11 protein-coding genes are annotated in these 19,281 nt (G+C 45.1%); all 11 read left to right on the top strand.

The window, feature by feature from the left end:
- Window positions 1–3: 3 nt before the first annotated feature.
- Entirely contained in the window at window positions 4–8,517 is an 8,514-nt protein-coding gene (locus EAG18_RS08195) for a hypothetical protein (protein WP_125251896.1), read from the top strand.
- Between the two features lie 82 nt (window positions 8,518–8,599).
- Window positions 8,600–9,064, top strand: a complete 465-nt coding sequence (locus EAG18_RS08190; RefSeq protein WP_125251895.1) for a hypothetical protein — start codon at window positions 8,600–8,602, stop codon at window positions 9,062–9,064.
- Window positions 9,065–9,117: 53 nt separating this feature from the next.
- The gene (locus EAG18_RS08185; RefSeq protein WP_125251894.1) at window positions 9,118–9,588 is read left to right on the top strand and encodes a hypothetical protein; all 471 of its coding nucleotides are present in this window, start codon (window positions 9,118–9,120) and stop codon (window positions 9,586–9,588) included.
- A complete protein-coding gene (locus tag EAG18_RS08180; protein WP_125251893.1) occupies window positions 9,581–10,267 on the top strand; it encodes a hypothetical protein in 687 nt (228 codons plus the stop codon). The genes EAG18_RS08185 and EAG18_RS08180 overlap by 8 nt, the downstream gene beginning before the upstream one ends.
- Window positions 10,268–10,470: 203 nt before the next feature.
- A complete protein-coding gene (locus EAG18_RS08175) occupies window positions 10,471–10,656 on the top strand; it encodes a hypothetical protein (RefSeq protein WP_125251892.1) in 186 nt (61 codons plus the stop codon).
- 46 nt (window positions 10,657–10,702) lie between these two features.
- Window positions 10,703–12,577, top strand: a complete 1,875-nt coding sequence (locus EAG18_RS08170; RefSeq protein WP_125251891.1) for a phage tail sheath subtilisin-like domain-containing protein — start codon at window positions 10,703–10,705, stop codon at window positions 12,575–12,577.
- A gap of 60 nt (window positions 12,578–12,637) precedes the next feature.
- The gene (locus EAG18_RS08165; RefSeq protein WP_125251890.1) at window positions 12,638–13,168 is read left to right on the top strand and encodes a hypothetical protein; all 531 of its coding nucleotides are present in this window, start codon (window positions 12,638–12,640) and stop codon (window positions 13,166–13,168) included.
- Window positions 13,169–13,309: 141 nt separating this feature from the next.
- Window positions 13,310–13,816, top strand: a complete 507-nt coding sequence (locus EAG18_RS08160) for a hypothetical protein (protein ID WP_125251889.1) — start codon at window positions 13,310–13,312, stop codon at window positions 13,814–13,816.
- Window positions 13,817–13,904: 88 nt separating this feature from the next.
- Window positions 13,905–14,132 carry a hypothetical protein gene (locus EAG18_RS08155; RefSeq protein ID WP_125251888.1) on the top strand — a complete coding sequence of 76 codons (228 nt, stop codon included), beginning with the start codon at window positions 13,905–13,907 and terminating at the stop codon, window positions 14,130–14,132.
- Window positions 14,133–14,419: 287 nt separating this feature from the next.
- On the top strand, window positions 14,420–15,184 hold the full coding sequence (locus EAG18_RS08150; RefSeq protein WP_125251887.1) for a hypothetical protein: 765 nt from the start codon (window positions 14,420–14,422) through the stop codon (window positions 15,182–15,184).
- A 125-nt stretch (window positions 15,185–15,309) separates the two neighbouring features.
- Window positions 15,310–19,275, top strand: coding sequence for a hypothetical protein (locus tag EAG18_RS08145; protein WP_125251886.1), 3,966 nt, complete (start codon window positions 15,310–15,312; stop codon window positions 19,273–19,275).
- Window positions 19,276–19,281: the final 6 nt, after the last annotated feature.

Here is a 19,281-nt window from a genome sequence, read left to right as displayed (position 1 = left end):
CTCGTGAGTGTAATAAATACCATAAAAAATGCGAAATACCGTGCATTTATCAATGCGCTAGCGGACAAAAGAGAATGGTTCAGTGTTAAGTCGGAACAAAGAGTACCCAGCGTTATACCCGATAATAAAGGGTTGTTGTATCTTGCAAACTTTAATGAGAATTACGTCGTTGCCGTCACGCCAATCAACCATGATATGGTGTATGTTGCCGAAGTAGCCTCACCAACTCGCGTGGTTAGCGGTGTTATCGCTGGGAGCGAGCGCGTATTAGTACTCAGTGCAAACGGCAAACTGCATATATTCAGCCCGAACCTTATCCACCTGCAAACAGTAAACTTACACGACAATGTAACCGACATCATTTGGGCAGATGGTCTTATTTGGCTAGTTGGTCCAGATATGTTCCATATAGAAATTCAACAGGTTTTATCGCGAGAAGAAGGGCTACTCGAGCTCGTTCCCTATCGCAGCGTACCCGGGTTACCCGGTATTCGCCATTTAGTATGGTTACCTCAAGCACAGTCGGTCGCAGCGGTCAGTGCGACCACATTATACTTTGTTTCTTTCGAAGGACTGGAAGTACAAAATGTACCTTTGCCTACCAGTGTGCAGCATGTTGGTGGGCACACTTCCTTGCTGGTATTTACTGAAGTGCATTCTGGTGATGCGCTGGTATTGGATTTGATTGATGCTGACATTACACCTTTACCCGCCTATGGCTCAGTTAATATATGTACCGATCCAATCATCACTACCAAAACGGCTTGGCATCGACGTCACCACGGTGACTATATTGTTTCACTCCTTGATATTCAAGAGCCGGGTAATGAAGAAGTGACCTCAATTGTACAACATATTGAAAAGGAAGCCGGTGCACTACCCAACAATCAACCTGAGCTGCTCGTTAACTTGCAAGAGAAAGCTGACTATTTTAACTTAAGCGCTCAGCGACACTGCCAAGAGGATGAGTTTTATACCAGCGAATATTTTTCGTTACGTGGCGATGGCGACCCACTGCTTGTGCTCGCCGATGGCGGAGAACTTGTTATAGACGAAGCGGGGTCACGCAGGCTAACAAGCGCTGCATGGATCACCGATCAGCAACTGGCTATCAGCCACAAATTCAGCAAACACTCAGGGCTTCACCACCGTGTTAGCATCAAAGTATACGAGCCATTCGCTTCCTCTGAACGCTATGTTGATTTATCCCGAGGTGAGTTCACGGGAATGCAGTGGTTGGCTGCACGAGGGTTATTAACGCTTAAAAATCCAGTCTATACCGAAGGCTATTATGTTGGTAAGTATGTGTCAGAAATTTATCCTTTATCTGCACTAACCTTAGTCGAAGGCGCTGAGGTACTTCTAAGCGGTACAACTCCAAGCAACACATCAGTCACTTTTGAATTTCGAGTAAGTTACTCCAACGAAGAATACGCTCATATTCAGTACAGTGATTGGTCAGCAAATTTACCAACTACGCCCTCTGGTGCGCAACTCAAAGGCGTTCAATTTCGTGTTTTTGCTACTACAACCGATACCAATACAACACCACTCATACAAGGGTTTCAACTTAATAGTACCCAACACGCGCTACTTAGCGTTGGTTTTTGGGATCTACACAGAGCGAGATCTCAAAAATTTGTACCATCACTGCCATCAAGCCAAGATTCAATAGATTTAACATCAAACTCTCAATGTGTGAGTGCTCATACCTGCGCACACAAAACATATGCTAACGATGGCCAGAGTAGGAGTATGGGTACTCATACACACGCTTATACTTTGGCGGAACAACTAACAGTGCGATGGCAAAACGCACATTATATTTTACGGCGCACATCAGCGAACTCTCAGCACGGGTATACGCGATATAAAATAAGCCCCACACAAAAGCAATGGGCAACAGCCAAGTTTCATTTACAAACTTGGCTCAGTCGCGTTAACGACGTTAACCGAGGTCGTCTCTACTCTACGAATGCCCACCATGGCCCTAAAATAGACATGATGAGTGAAGGGTCTAGGCAATTACACGAAAACGTTCTTAGTGCCTCTGGCTTTGTTAGTACCAACGCCACGTCACAGCAACGCGTATTTAGTCCTCATATGCGTTCTTCGTTCAACGTCAGTTCAACCTACACTAAAGATTGGCACTATCGACTGGCACTGGGCGGTATTCAGCGTTACTTAGGACTGCGACGATTTGCCTCTAAAAAAATTGGCAAGCGTTATACTTGGTCTGTATTTAGCAGCCCTATTTCGTTGGCAAGTGATAAAACACAAGGAGTGGGCTACCCTTCACAAGCGAGTGGCTCGCCACAAACAAGAGCGTTCTCATGGCATGAAGGGATCAGCCCAAGAGTCAGCAACGGCATGCAACCTGTACGCGTAAAGTTACCGCTTTTTGGCACCCAAGAGGTTGACGGTATCAGTATGTACAACCACAGTGGCGTGCTAGGTTATGATAATGAGCTGTATCAAGCCAACACTAAGGTTAATGCCACCGTCGCCTATGACACACTAACTTCCCTCACATTGCAAAGTACCAAAGGAGTTGGGCAAACCGAGTCTCGGCACGCAACATCACAAAGTGCACTCACAGTGGATGAGGTGCTCACCGGATCCACACGTCAACTTAAGCACTACCTAGTAGCTAGCCAAATTTATTCTTGGGCAGCGAAGTTACCTTTTAGACAACCTGCAGAGGCAAGGCGCTTTAGGCGAAGTATTTGGGCTATTCAGCATGCTGTTGATAGCTGGAAAGCCCAACCCGTAGAGGGGCAGCGAACATTAAGCGCGGACAATATCAATGCACTTGAGCTAAAGCAGTTAAGTGCATCCTTAGGTACAGATTTAACCGCACATAGAACAAAGCAACAAAGCCTGCGCTTGTGTGGCTCAGTAAAATTAAGATTGCTCTGTCAGAGCAATTTAGGCACTAATTTTATGACGAGCTACCCAATACAAAGCTATCATGCCTTAAAACCTGAGATGATGAATTTCAGTATTATTAGTGGATTAAAATCAGCCAGTAATGACCAATTAATCGCGTTACTAAGCCAACCAAACCAACGCGTAAACGTTGCACAAACTCTCAGCTTTATCATGGAGTCGAGTACTCGCATCCAGCGTTTATATGAGGCAATTCAGTATGCAATTAGTTGGTTAGCACTGCACCCATCTGGCTATAAAATGGAGTACTCAGCGACCGGTGCACATTCTGGTCCACTTGCTGATGCTATGAATGCACACTTAGTGAGTATGTCTAAAAGTGAAGCACCAGACGTGCCCTCCACAGCCGCACACACTAAACAGTTAGAAGCGGGAACTTCGCAAGCCAACACGGCACAACCCCAAACTTTAGTGGGTAATATTAACTACGATAAAGCGAATGGACAGGATACCTCAACACCCGCAATCATCAATTATCATTTGAGCGGTCAGCAGTATTTACTTGGTCGCGCAATTTACGATGTGTTGTCAAATTGGATAGGAAAAGAAAGTGGCAGCAGGATCCAATTTATCAAAGGTGTGCTGTCATCTTCTCACACCTCGGACACCCACGCTGTTGCGGATAAACTCAACAAGTTTGTCGCTCAACTGCTTAAACAAACAGCCTCGCAACAAAGTGCTCAAGTCGCCGATGTGATCAAATATTTCATTGCGTCATTCTTAAATGAAAATCAGCCGCAAAAAGCAGAGTTTGCCGTTGAACCACAATCATCATTAGCAACGCTCGCCAAAGCCATTTTTACAACCGGTGTCAGTAATGCCTACTCTGATGATGTCGGCTCAGCGGTTTATAATACGCAACATGCCATTCAAACCATAGCGTTACGTATTTTGCTCAAGCAAACGGCCGATTATCAAAAGCTGACCTTTACGCAGATGCAAGATCAGTTCAGACAATCTCTTGGCGCACCTGTTTATCAACTTTATCGCTACACCAGAATAAGTTCAGATAGACACAATATTGGCTACACGACGACCGTCGTCTCTAAAATTCAGGTCAATGCGCCGCGCTATTTAAAAAAGGCTACAACCGGTAAACCTATCAGCGTAATTGCCAAGTCTATTGCTAGCGGCCCTTTGTGGACTAATAATATTACCATGTCGCCTGACAGTGCGTTTAGTGGCGGCGAAAATATCCTATCTGAAATACAGTATAACGTGACTCAATACCGCACGACACTTCGTGCACTGCAAAGCTTGTCTAGTATAGCTAAGAGTTGGCAATCACGGGTGCATGAACAAGCATCGTATTGGATGGCAAAACAAATCAAACATATTCCCGTGTCCGTACTAACGGCTGAGTCACCTGCCTATTCGCATGTCATAAGCGATATGATGAACTACCGCTTCTCCAAACTTGGTCTCACACTTGGAGAGCTCATTCAAAGTACACCGCAAAGAGAGCACAATATTACCCTGTTTTCGGTGAACTTTTTAAATAACCAACAGGGGCATGCCTATCAATCTAGCGGCTTCACAGGTAGATCTCAGCTACCTTGGCTGATCACAGGTAAAATATTGGGCGTACGCGCCGCTGACAATGCAAGGCCTCTAAACATTAGAAGCACAGCGAATGAGAGCATACGATTTTGGTGTTCACGCTTAGAGGCTGCTGACAATCAGCAACCAACCTTTGCTCAACAGCATATACCACTCGTAAAGAAAACGGGTATTTCCAGTATACAGACCAGCGCAAAAATAGTACGCGGGGTCTTTAAACAATGGATAGAACAGCAGTTCACTGCACGCATTATCTACCGTGACGTAGCAATTAACGACGGATACTATATTCAGTCACCGAGCTTTCAATTTAAGCTGAATAATCAAGTTAACGCGACGCCGTGGCAAAACTTATCCATAAATATGCTCAACGCGGCTCCGTCTCGCTGGTTAAGCGCAGTACACAGACTCAGTGATAAAATATRCACAGCCATAGATAAAACCCTAGCTCAAGAGGTCAATGTGGCTTTTAAAAGTCTCAATAGTAATAATGCGCTTGAGCTGCTCATCGTCACAGTCACAACTTTAAATAAATTTGTACAAGGCCTAGGCCGGTATTCAAAATACGCCTCTTTGGAATCAGAAACACTTTCTGCCATACAATCTAAAATTAACAAAAATATGGCTGTTTTGTGCTCTGATGCGGTGAAGTATGAACGTTTATATCAAGCACAGCAATACCTAAGTGTCGTGTATAACAAAGCGCTCGCCGCGTTGTCACACACGGGCCAACAGACACAATTTTTGCATCAATCTAGCGCCAAGCTCATTGTCAAGATGGTTGAAGCAAGCGTACTCAACTACGCCCATTACTTGATCCGTGCCAATGGCCAAACACACCGACCCACTCATTTGCTCCACGCAGTAGAAGTAATTAAGAACTGGCAGCAACAGCTTGCTGTTAAGCAAACCAACAGCATAGCATCGACGCAGGAAATTAAATTAGTCAATGCAATATATGAGGTTATTCAACCGCTGATCACTTTACCAAAAGCAGTTTTTTCTATCACCGCAGGAATGCAAGCAGATGCGCTTAAGCTGATCAATTTTTCTTTGCAAGAATCATTTAAAATACATCCGATCAAATCGATACTAGGCAAGCATTTACCAAACACTTTGCTGATACAAAATAAAGCCTTGTCGAAGCACGCGTCCGGCGCAATTGAAATGTCAGGCCGCATGTATGTTGATTCGTTGAATCAACATATGCAGCTGAAGTTTATACCAGGCACTTGGGTAAGAAATCATTATGTCTTCAAAAAAGCACACCTACTTAAACAAGCTGGAACCAAAGTGCACCTGCCGGCAACGATTAAATGGCAGGTGGAATCGGGTTATTGCCAACACAATCAACTAGAAGTTGCTGCTTATCTACTATATCAGCCGTGGTCAAAACGCTTCAATATGCTTAATTTTAAGCCCCTAATTAATAAAACCACGCGCCTATTGCAACGTGTGGCTATTTATCGCGAAGCTGGCAAGCGTGTGCTACTTTCTCAAAAGCCTCAGTACTGGATGCCTAAACCGCGTTATATATTTCCTCATGGATTACCCGATTTCCTTCAAGATTTTGGGCCGTTTTCCCCTGGCCTGCACTTGTCACAACAACAGTATATTCAAGAACTGCCAAAGCAAGATACCGCGGTGCTAAGCACTCAAAAAGATGCCGGATTATACGCCCTTGGATTAGAACACACGCAGCATGTCGTGCGTGACAAGCGAAGTGCTGGCAGTGTACGTCTCAATTATGAGCGTAATTACGCACCATTTTCTGCAGATCTGCAATTATTCGTGAATGATTTCAAGCAGCTATCGCAGGCGAAAAAAACAGTCAGCCGAACAATACGTCGCAGTGCAGAGCAATTCTCGTTCGGTTACAGCCGACTAAACATGCGTTATGTACAAAATCGATTAGGGCATGAGCACACAGAACGCCTATTTAGCCAAGCGGTAACTAATACGAGACTGCTTATTGGTGCCCCAAGTTGGCTACGCGCTAGCACTCATGCTCAAGCCTATAACAGCGATAACATTGCTTGGCGCCAAACTAGTCAGGGGATAGGTAAACTGACGGTAGATAAATGGATCAATACGCACTTATCTAATAGCACCACTGGCCTTCTCTACAAACTAGCCACGCCATTGAGCACGCACAGCTTCACCACGGCATATCGGGCTTCACGTTGTAGCGACATCATATTTGCTCACGATACAACGACGCGTGCATGGCAAACAATCGGCACGGGAACAACACGCTCTATCAAGCATAGTGGCGACCAACCGGCAGTTAAGCATGTCGTCATTAAAGAAACACTGACCAACCCGCTCACAAGGACAATACAATGGGAAAAGCTCGAGGCGCTAAAGACCTCAGCAAACATCCCTGCATTAGTGAATCTAAAAGTCACCACTTTGAGCTACAACGTTACGCGCTTGCTAACATTACGCGTCACCGACGTTCATACTACTAAGCAGTCTATTAGCTTGGCGAAAGCACACAGCATGATGCGCTCAACCGAGCTCACTTATCAGCTCGTTACCCCAAGTGATGTGCCGTTAGGTAAGATAGTACAATCACCTTATAAATTATTAAAGCAAAGTATGCCTGACAGCGTATTTGTAGCCATGCGTCATGCAAAGGGTTTTGACCTATACGGCACAGTTGATTTAGGTAAGCGTACGTTTTGCGCGCCAATACCAATCAAGATCCAGGAAATGGACAGGCTAAAAGCAAGTACCGTAAGCCATTATGCACTCAAAATTAATACCATATTACGGGACTCTCTATACGCGCATGCAGACAAGTTAGATTACACTCGATTGTCGCCAGATAGCTACATACAGAGCTTAATGCAGTACACGGCTGAACTCACAGCAGTTGCTATCGATCACTGGCAAATGAAACAAACAGCGCCCACAATCAGTACCAAGCTGCACAAAGAAATTATCGAGATCTTAGAAGGGAGCTGGCTCACAGATAAAAGTTTTAAGCAGTCACTTAAGACGCGAGGCCACTTGTTAAACCGCTTAGCTCAGGCCATGGTGCTCCCACCTAGTGTGCGACAACATTATCGTCAAGACCTACTAAGTGAAAGTACCTTGTTAAATGCCTTGATCCAGGCTAATCACATTGACAACGTCGCACAACATGCACTTGCACAGGCAGGTCTTTCCGCTTCTACCATCCACACACTAATGGCGCAGTCACGTCAAGGATTAGCTGAGAGGTTAGCTCTACTTAGACAAAGCGAGCTCAATGAAGTGGACGTTGAGCGCATATACGACCAACAAATGCTCGGTGCAGCTAAGCTGATGAACACCCTCACCCAGTTGGGTGTCAACACAGCGCAATTGGAGTCTGCCTATAACCAGTTACAGTCTCCGCTCGACGCTGCAAGCCCAATCATCGCACAATATGTGGAATACCCTAACCTCGTCATGGCTATAGGCGCTGCATTTGAACAATACCTTGCCTCTGATCCCCGTGCATATATGCACTATCGGATGAACAAAGAGCAGGTAGCCAACCACCAACGACAATATCGTTTCATGACTCAAAACTTGCCAGAGGTAATTGATTTTTATCATCAAACACACTCAACACAAAGGCAACTCGGTGCTAACTTCGCGGTGGATATGACATCTATACTCGATAGCATCGATCATTCTGCTTTACAGACAAAACCATTCCATGATCGAGTAGAGCTCAATTTACCACTGAATTACCGCAGTGATGATTACCGCCGTTACAAAGCTGGTATTGTCGCTATTGATCTGATGCAATGGTTACGGGATTTACGCACAGATTACCGAGAAGAGCTCATTGCAAAAGTGCAAGCCGGAACCGCGCAAGGTGCGTATTCTCCCCGTGCAGCAATGCTTGATGCTGTCAGGAACATGGTCGTAGAGCCTATCCTTTATCGCCACCCTAAAGACGGCTCTTGGATGTGGCGCGCCTATTCACCGTCGGATACACAATACAATTATATTGTATGGGGTAGCCTGTAACAGGCACACCCAACCAAGATCGGCGTATGGCTACTGTCACTGAGCACAGCCCATGCGCCAACATTACACAAAAGGGAAAAGTATGATCACAGCATATGCCAATGTAGAGCCCAATAAAAGACCGGCCTATGTGCGTTTACATGGCCCAAAACAAACACATATCGCAAGAAATCAAGAAACCTGGTTTAGTTTTTTTGACCACACCAAAGATCCCCGCTTTACCAGTAGCGATGTCTTACACCGCACCATCGATTATTGGAGCTATGACTATCAGCGTGAATATTATGATCTGCATTTTATTGACCAAAAAGAATTAGAGAAAGACTTTTCTCAAAGGTATCGTTGCAGTTTTGAAATACTGCGCTTTCCGGAATTTGGTGTCCTCGAAGTCGCACCTTGGTTTCCTATGTATGATAAACTTATTTACCGACCTGGTCGTGGCTACGAGGGCAAGGACTCCTTTTCTGTTCGCCCGATAGTACCAAATAGAGGTTACACTGGGCACGGTTACACATTTCATCTATATGTTGGTAATCCATTCACCTAAAATGACAGTTATTGTACAATAATATGGTTTGATAACTGCAAAGAGACTTGTAAATGCTATATCCTAATATTGAATCTGCCATCAGTCGGTGGAGTGCCTCCATGTTCCCCACCTTGATCAATATGTTTGGTGTGGAGGTCAAGGTATCTCGCCAAGTATCAGTTGCGTCATCGCAACCTCAGACGCTTAACCCCCAGTCTGCCATCGCCAGTGTTTATGGTGGCCATACAGGGCCCATGTCAACAAGACCCAATTCGCCCTTTGAAATCAAGGAATTTCGCGCAAAAATAATTCCTCCCTCTCGAGGCTGGGTACTTGAGGGCACACATGCTTTAGGTAGTGCTAAAAAAGTCGAGGTGTACGCGCAAGCAGATATCAAACCAGGAGACAAGCTCACTTTTGAGCGTAGTGATGGGAAAATATTTTCCTATAAGGTCAAACAATCCCTCACACTGGGAGTGACACAATGCTTGATGAACRAGCTCGCGTTATTGCCTATTGAGGCGGAGGAACTTCATGACTGATCCGCAAACCCGTGTTGTCGCAACCCCTTCGTTGGTAACCTATTATCTACTCAAAGAAATAGGTAACTACCTTCCTAATGTCAACGCGATATTCACGCCATCACTTGACTATCAAGATGGTTTGCGCGCCTTTCGCACAGCGAATCAAAAAAAACAAGTGATAGACCCAACCGCGCTGCCACTGCTGCTATTTAACCGCTCCACCATCAACAATAATGACATATATGCTGGGCGAAGTGGTCACACATTACTGGCAAAAAAATATCGCTCTGAAGATCCACTCAATCCGCATCAGTGCCAAACCGCTCTGGACAAATACCCCGTGCTATTCGGTGACATGACTTTTAAGTTTATGTATATCACCTCTTCCATGGAAGAATTAGAACGCTTTGAAATGCTCTACAGCGTGGCAGGGGGCTTGCGTGAAATCAGTGCAGTTAGTGTTGATATTCCCGATATCGGACAAATTGAATACAAACTTACTTGGAAAGCCCTACAAGACTTTACTGTCGACGTTGGTGAGAGTGCAACCAAATCCATTGGTGCAGAAGTTATTGTGAGGGGGCCGTTCATTGTATCAAAGAATGAAACTCTGGCGTTAATCACCAATATTTTCGCTTCTGGGGGGGTAAATCTCCATCTTCTTTGCGAGTCTAAAGCACAGCCTGCAAACGATTAAATTAGCGAATTATTTTAATCCAGTGATGACGAACCTTCCATCACTGTTGTACAATAAAGTCGTAACTTCCTCGTTATCCTGAAGTTACACCCTATGAGACGATGAGCTGTGAGATGAGCGCCTGTTATTCAGGCATTGAGACACCTAAACCAAGATTACACCGGTAACTTGGGACTAATTTTAATGTCACATTAGGAGCAAACATGGCTTCACGTAAATCTAAAACCGACAGTGCAGCAACGGAGCTTGCAACGTTAGTTTCGACGCTAAACCACCCTGTCGTTATTTCATACGACGGTGATGCAACGACACTACCACCACGCGGACGTATCAATAACATCAACCCTAAAGCTTTAGGCGCATTGCCAAAAGGCGTTCGAGTAAGCTAAGCGTTTGAATACGCAAGCTTCATTGAATTAGTAAAGGAGACACATAATGTCATCTGCACAAGTCATTCTTAAAGAATTAAATTTATCTCAGCGTGTAGGTTCAGAAGCCGGCATGTACGCCGCAATCTTATTACCACAGGCTGAAAGAGGTTCTCTAGAACCGCAACTATGTACCAGTGAAAACACTTTTCTAAACCGTTACACGGTTGATGGTAAGGTTAAAATTGGTGCTGACAACGCACACTACTCTGCACTGACTTATCTTGGCGGCGCAGACAAATTGTACATTCGTCGTGTACTTGGTGATGGTGCAAAGTTCGCAGCAACCGCGATTGGCGAAATGGGTTCTGAAACAGAGTCTAAGCCAATTGCAGATGGCTTCGAAGATTTCTTAGATATCAAAGCTGCTTCACCACAAGCATTCATCCTGACAGCTGCAGATCAAGGCACTTGGGGTAACCGCCTGTCAGTAAAAGTACACAACTATCGTACAGCAGAAAAAGTTGCGTTTAATACAGTTACTGATGAAGCTGATGCTGAAGTACTTGATAGCAGCTTAGCAGTTACGCAGGCTTGGTCTACGGGCTCAGTGGTGCGTTTAGCCGTGATAAAGCAAACGGAAGATGACAGACTACCAACCGGCATCTCTGGCGATCGCGGTTACTATGTCAAAAGTGAAGAAAGCGGCAAGATCCGATTGGCAACCTCTGCACAAGCATTAGCTGACGAAGAGTACGTAACGTTTACCGATGCTGGTCAAGGTGACATTGTGATGTCATTATTCTCACCAGTGGCCACCACGCCAAATACATTCGTACTAGAAGTCTATCTAGATGATAGCGCCAATCCAGTTGAATCATTTACCTGTGCATTACGTGAAGATGCGGTAGATGGATTCAACAAGAATATCTTTTTGGATAACGTACTTGAGCAGTCTAACTACATTCGTGGTTTCGCAAACCCAAGTTATGTAGGAGAGCCGGCTGATCACGTGCTTAACGCGATTGGTTTTGCAGGCGGTGATTTAGGTGGCGCAGTCATGGCGGGCCACATGATGCAAGCGCTAAAAGAGTTTGAAAACTCTGATACTTACCCAATCAAGCTGTTTATGGACGGCGGCTATGCGGTACCAAGTTATCAAAAAGCATTACTTGCATTATGTGAAAAACGTATGGACTGTTTCGCTTTTCTGTCAACGCCTTACAGCGCTGAAGCAAGCAGCAACTACCTGAATGAAGTGGTTGATTATCGTAACCTTGTATTAAATGCAAACAGCTCATTTGGCGCAATTTACAGCTCACACGTTAAGATATTCGACAAGTTCAACAATCGTGCTGTCTTTGTTTCACCTGAAGCTTATGCGGCACTTGCGGTATCACGCACTGCAATGAACCAAGAAGCTTGGTACCCAGCAGCTGGCCTTAACCGTGGTGTGATCAAAGTACTCGATGTACGCCGTCGCTACGATAAAGGCGAAATGGATCGCCTATACGCCGCTGGTATTAATCCGCTGCGCTTTGCAGCAGGTAAAGGCATCTTGATCTGGGGTCAAAAAACCCTGAGCTCAATGCCAAGTGCACTCGATAGAATCAACGTTCGTATGATGTTAATCACCATAGAACCGGCGGTACGCGATGCACTAGAAAACTTCTTGTTTGAATTAAACGACGAGTCATCACGTGCTATCGCAAGTGCCATGGTTACGTCATACATGAATGGCATCAAGGCACGTCGAGGCGTATATGACTTTAAAGTCGTTTGTGACGACTCAAACAACACACCAGAAGACATTGATGCTGGCCGCATGAACTTATGGCTATTTGTTAAACCGACCCGCAGTATTGAATATATTCCATTCACCACAGCAGTACTACCAACCGGTTTAGATTTTAGCCTAGCAGAACAGTTACTGGCTGCATAAGCGCCAGTTCATTTGATACTTTTGTAGGGTACATACCCTGCACCAATAAAGGAGGCCAATATGGCTGGTTTACAAATTGAACAGATCCGTAACTTAGACGACTTTGCTGTTCTGTATAAGTGGGATGTTTGGTTCACGCCCCCTCCGGCAGTTGCATTCGACCGTAACGACTTAAACGTACGATGTTTATCAAGCTCACTGCCAACAAGCGCCGTGCAGAGCATTGATATTCAAATCCGAGGTCACCATATCAAGCAAGCAGGTATTGTTGATGATGATCACACAATCAATCTCACGTTTGCTGAAACTGTCGATAACACTATCCACAATATGCTTCACAACTGGCGTGAAGCGTTGTGGGAAACAGGCATAGGTAAACAAAAGAAACGTGCGGAATATCAATGTGATATGCTGCTAACGCGTCTAAATAATCAGGACGAGCCAATCTGGACCTACAAGCTATTTGGTTGTTATTTAGAAAGCGTAGACTGGGGCGGTGAACTAGGTGGTGATACGTCAGATATCATGCGCCCGAGCCTAACTTTATCATACGACTACTTCAAAATGGGCGCTGGTGCTTCTGTACAGTAAGCAACCATAAAGTAATATTCGTGTGGCAACAAAAAGGGTGGCGAGTGCGCCCCCTTTTTTTAACTTTGTACAATATAAAACTTGCTTTAATATATTGTACAATACATAACGTAATCGTTGTGTAAATACGGAGACTGGTCTATGGCTGATTTTTCGATGGAATCAGTACGTAATGTTGATTGGGCTAAAGACTACTTATGGGACTGCAGGCTCATAGACCGCAGTAACTCTGGGCCGGGGCAGTTCACGAATTGGTTCCCAGCTACAACAGTCAACGAAAATTTAGCAACAACACAAAGCTTTACCTTTGAAGCTTATCTTTCATCTTACAGTGTGCCACAAAGTACCAGTGAGACCACTGTAGATATCAGCTTTATTGATGATAGCGAGCATTCGATAAAGCACTGGATAAGCGACTGGGTAAACAAAGATATTTTTGGTGAGGGTAAATTTGTGCGCACCGCCCATGAATGTGTTCGTTATCTACAAGTAAGAATGTTAGACGCACAAAGAAAGCCAACCAAAGAGACAGTTTACATGGTAATACCTGATGGCGACTTAAATTTTTCAGGCACAAGTGAAAGCGGCAGCCATGAAAATACTATAAGTTTCAAGGTACTGGGTATTTTAAGCCAAACAAAAAAGTGACGGTTCAGAGCCAAACACACACTCTGATCACACGTTGATTAAATTAGACGCACCCACCGATGGTGTACAACCTGTTATGGAGATCCTCATGAGTAAATATCGCTTTATGATCGACACCCCACACGGTCGTTTTAAAACGACCAATGAATACGCATATCACGGCTTGGTATTTAAGAGTCGCAATAACGGTGCTCGAAGCGAAGTTATCTGGATGATGAGTAAAGAAATCGCCCAAAAAGAAGCGATAACACTTGCTAAGTTAGGCTTTCTTATTCAAGGGATTTATCCAGCTGTAGAGTACAGAACCAGTATTTAATACCAATTTACCTTACTACATATTCAATTTGAAGGCGTAAATCTGACACTGACTGCATCAAAAATTGCTATTTAGAGCATCTAAGTAGCAATATTTTTGCTTTGCCTATATGGATGTAGCTAGCTTGGCGACAGCACAACAAGATAGCGGAGTTATTGATACGAATATACCGCCTAAAAATAGCTCACGTAGTGACACAAATTAGTACAAACGCGCGATTATCGTAATAGAAGATTAAAAGGTGTCGCCAATAGATGGTGGCAAACTGAGACTGAGGTAATGATACGATGAATGAATTACAACAAGCACTAGACAGAGAAAGCAACCTACCTGATACCATGGTAAAAGTGGCACAATTGCCCTCTCGTGGTTTAGCTTATCCTGTTGGAACAGAAATACACTACAAGCCATATACATTTGGCGAAGTAAAGATGTTTTCCCAGGCACAAGGCACAATGTCTAGTGCAAAAAGCACAGAAAAAATCCTGAATGGTATTAGCGTAGAAGGAATGGATCGCGAAGACATCACATTTTTTGATTTTTTATACATTGCCTTGTTACGTCGTTTGAGCACAATGAATGCCGTAGAGTTTAATTTGAATGTTGAATGTCCACAGTGTCAACATAGCGTGCAACATCAATTTGGCTGGGAAAATTTGCAATTTGAAGACCTAGCGGCACCTAAATTACCCGTTATCGCTGATTTATGTGGCATGACAGACGTTAAATTTAAACCCCTCACGGTCGGCCAGTATTTAGAGTTGACTCGACGCAATGCCGATGAAGACCCAGTCGCTATCGCTGCAATGCAGTCATCTCTTGATTACAAGTTGGCATATAATTTATTTAACAATGCCATTGGCGATGACGCGGCCACACTAGAGGACATCGACAAGTTTTTATATCACGATTTAAAACCTATGGCGGTAACTTGTGCCAATACTGAATGTGGCATTGTTTTTTCAGCTTCTCTAGACGATGAGGCGGCCCTTATCAATCCCTTTCGCAAATCTGAACCAACTACTGGAAGTCGAGTTCGGTTTGGCAATTAAGCAGATATTGTCTCCCACCGAACTGGCCAAGTTCGATTTTGGTATGGCAATGCTGCTACAACAACGATTACGTAAATACTTAGACTCGGGCCAGTAGACCGAGTCATTACATTTTGGAGACTTGTATGGCTAACATCGCTGTGCGCCACATTGACAAATTACGTCAGTCAAATGCGCTAAGCCTCCCTAATTTGGGTGACGTCACAACTATTAACAGCACGCAGCCAAGCGGTATTCGCATTTTTGAGCCGCGCCAAGCGCAGCCTCAAGAGTTCGCGGTGCTGGCAAAACGCTTGCAGTTAGCTTTTGCTCGCTTCAAAAGCCCCTCCCCCAATACGAGACAGGCTAATACTCCTATCTCCAATGGGCAATCACACCCAACTCTAACTACACTCCCCAAAAATACAGCGACCGGTTTGATCAATGCCGTGGTCAGGGGCCTTACTGTCCAATTGCAAGCTCTGAACCTAGATGAACTAAAAACGGCTCAACATAACACAGGACAGTCTCTACAAAATGTTCCCCATGCGCTGAATATAGATAAGCTCCTTCTAGGGCAAGATCTGTCAATTGAGGCATTGCGCGCCACAATGAAAATGCTTGGGCCAATGATCAAGGCTTTTAATGCCAAGCAGCAAAGCGATCATCCAATTTTAGTTCAGGATATCGCGAGACAATATAGTGCACAGTTACAATTAAGCAAAGATCAAAGCCAGCGAGCACAGTGCCACTCGGCCTTAGATTTATTGTCACAAAATGCCGCTGCTGATCACGCACAGCTCAATGTATTAACTCATATGGATAGCACGCTCACAGAACTTGCTAGCCATATAAAAGCGCAGAGTGAGAAGCAACAAAAGCAATCTCAACAATCTCGGGCATTAAAAAGCGCCAGACGAAGCTCAGATCTGAACAACAAAGAAGATAACTCAGACACCACAAAAGACAAGCCAAGCTTGTTCAACATCGACAAAAAAGAGTTATTTAAGGTTGCACTGGGCACAGTTGGGCTTGATGACTTACCAGAACTAGTTAATTTTGATGCGCTTTTCACCAGTCAAAAAGGTGCAGGAAAACAGTCATCTGACGTTAATCAAGTCGCACCAAATAGCAGTGCAGCAACCGTTGCAAAACGCGCTTCACAAGCGGCTGTTATGCTTGCACCAACTGACACCACAATGATGCGGGGCAATACTAGCAGCACCGTGATTTCAACAAAAGCTGCGCTCATTGACGTAGGTACCGCACAAGCCACCTTTGATCCGTCAGTGCCCAAACACCACAGCCAAAACAAAAACACTCGACAACTAAATTCTGAGATACAAAGTCGCTCACAGCTCCCCGTGAGTGCAGCAAAAGCCGCCGTGCCCACTCAACAGCACGCAGAGGAAACCCACGCGCTACTCAATTCGGCATTACGTAGCCTCAGCACGCAGTTGCAGGCGATTGCCAAAATAAACGGAACAAAGCCGAGCGCGCTTACCTCTGTAAATATAGACACGCTACTCAAGGGACAGCGTTTAGAGACTCACTCTCTTCGTCAGTTGCTGTCCGATTGTGCGCCCTTGATTAGTGCATTTAATCAGCAACAAAAAAGCACTACGCCGATCACGCAAGGGCGTATGACCAATAGCTATAAAGAAATGCTAGTTAATGCACCAAAGCCACAGCAGGCGATATTACAGACACTTATTAAACAATCAACCTCACCACGCCCACAAGGGCAAATAGCTCCCCCAGCTCTAGCTAAGCTCAATATTCTAGGTACAGTAAATGAGGCCTTTGCACGGCTGCAAACGCAACGAGTAACAGCAACTAGACAAGCGACAAAGCCGCGGCATAAACCCCAGGTTAATCGCGAGGCTTCAAATAGGCGCGCAGAGCAGCAGTCGATTTTGAACATTGACAAGCATGAATGGTTACGTGTCGCACTTGGTACACTCGGTCTTGATGACCTACCAAATATACTCGATCTCAAAGCATTGTTTAGTGGCGGTAACCCTCAGACTGCCAAACTGGATAAACGTATTGCCAAGCCACAAAACAAAAGCTTGGCTAAGCGTGTGATGGGGTCAGTGACAGAGCTYTTTGCGACCAGGCAACCACCTAGCAACACGGCCAAATCTACCCAAGGTCAAAAAACGATTGCACCACCACAAGGTCGCGTTAAAACCACCGCGCTGTTGGGAGGGATCACTGCGAGCGACGTTAACCCCAATGCGTCTGTCTCTACAAAAAGTGTTGCAGCACCCAAAGCACTGCGCCTGAACAATGCCCAAATTACCATTGATAAAGGCAGCACGCTAGTTATTCAAGGTGACAAACGAACTTCAGCTGCTCACCAGAATATTGCCCATACGAACCAACAAAGAGCAAACCAAGCACGTACGTCAGCTCAAGGTAAGCAAGCACATCAAAAGCGCGCGCGTCAGGTGAAAGCCAATCGCACTACTTGGGCAGCCGCTCCTAAACAGTCTTTAGCCAAACTAGCAACTGAGTATTTGCCATCACATGTCACCCACGTAGCAAATCCAGATAAGCGCCCAACAACAAAACAGTCTCCCCTACAAGGGAGGATGAGTTTGCGGTTATTGTCAGATAACAGCAAAGCACCAACGCGCAGCAACACACGACCTCGATTAGCGACGACAACAGGCTTGCCGAACAAGTATAAAGTTATCACTCAGGTCGCCAGCCTGTTTGGTGCATCATTAGCCCACGACACTGCTAAAAACGCAGCCAGTCACATGGATCCACGCTCTACTCGAATTCAAGGTCAACAAGGCAATATCACGGGCCGACTTCTTAATCTGGGCGCTTCGTTATTCGCTGAACAAAAGGAGTCGCTGTCAGAACTGAATCAAACATTACGCTTGTTCAAAACCATACTTCCAAAGGATAGCTCAGCGGATAATTTATTAGGTAATTTACTAGACAAGCAAACCAGCAAACGAGAGAAGCGCACTAATCGCAAACGGCATGGCCGCAGCAATAAAGCGAGGTCTACGGTAGTGAAGCGTATCGGCACTGGTCGCTCCTTTATATCTACATTATCAAGAGGCGCAAGCGCTGCGGTTTCAGGCATAGCATCATTAGCGACAGGCGGAATGGCCGCACTCAGCGGTGCACCGGATACTAGCCATAAAAAAGCGCATAGAAGAAAGGCCAAGCCTCGTCTTGGATCTGAAGTAAAAGCGCAAAGCCGACGCAGGAAAACAACCCTGGGTAAATCAACGGCGAGTAAGGCTCTATCGCATACCAGTAAGTCTATTTCAAGCCGACTCCCATCAATGAAAGGGTTGGGGCGAGCAGTACTTGGAGGAGCTAAATTTGTTCCAATAGCAGGTCAAGCACTCACAGCGGGGTTAGCTTTATTAGATGGCGCAGCTGGATGGCAACGTGCAGATGAAAACTTTGCACTGCAAGCAAATGAAAAAGCCAGCACAGGTCAGAAAGTCGCATCAGCAGCTGGCTCTATTTTGTCCGGGATCTCATTTGGTCAACTGGATGAAGGAAATACCGCGCGCACTTTGTACGATGTTGGCTCTAAGGTGGTTAATCTTGGTAGTCACCTATTTTCAGGGCTTTTTTCCAACGACCCTCAGGGTACAACGAAAAGTTCAAAATCACAGTCAACTCGTTTAATCAAAGCCGCCGAAATACCGTTGACGATGATGACACAACCACACACTCAGGCAGCCACCACCCCAGCATCCGGTCAGATGATGGTACAGCAACACATACCGACGCATAGCTCACGCGTTCACACAGCAGCCAAACACGAGCAAAACAAAGAGAAAAGGGAACAAACAGAAGTTGCCAACCTTGCATCATCACTGCAAATAGATACCAAAACATCGATACCAGAGCCACTTAACGACCAAGTTCTGCGCAAAGATACACTCTCGCACGTGGTCAACACACAGGCCACTGCGAAGAAATTGCCAGCAAGTAGTACTGTAAAACCGGTGTCTGCATCACGCAAGTCGGTGCAATTAAATCGCCCAGCAAGTCGTTCAACACCAGCTCAAAGTAGTTTTGGCATCGATGACTATGGGATTGCGATAATGAACAGTATCTTATTCGATTAGAGGTTA

The organism is Pseudoalteromonas sp. J010 (assembly GCF_003934235.1).
Taxonomy (GTDB): domain Bacteria; phylum Pseudomonadota; class Gammaproteobacteria; order Enterobacterales; family Alteromonadaceae; genus Pseudoalteromonas; species Pseudoalteromonas peptidolytica.
The sequence above is the reverse complement of the archived record's forward strand: the minus strand, read 5'-3'. Positions and strand labels throughout refer to the sequence as shown.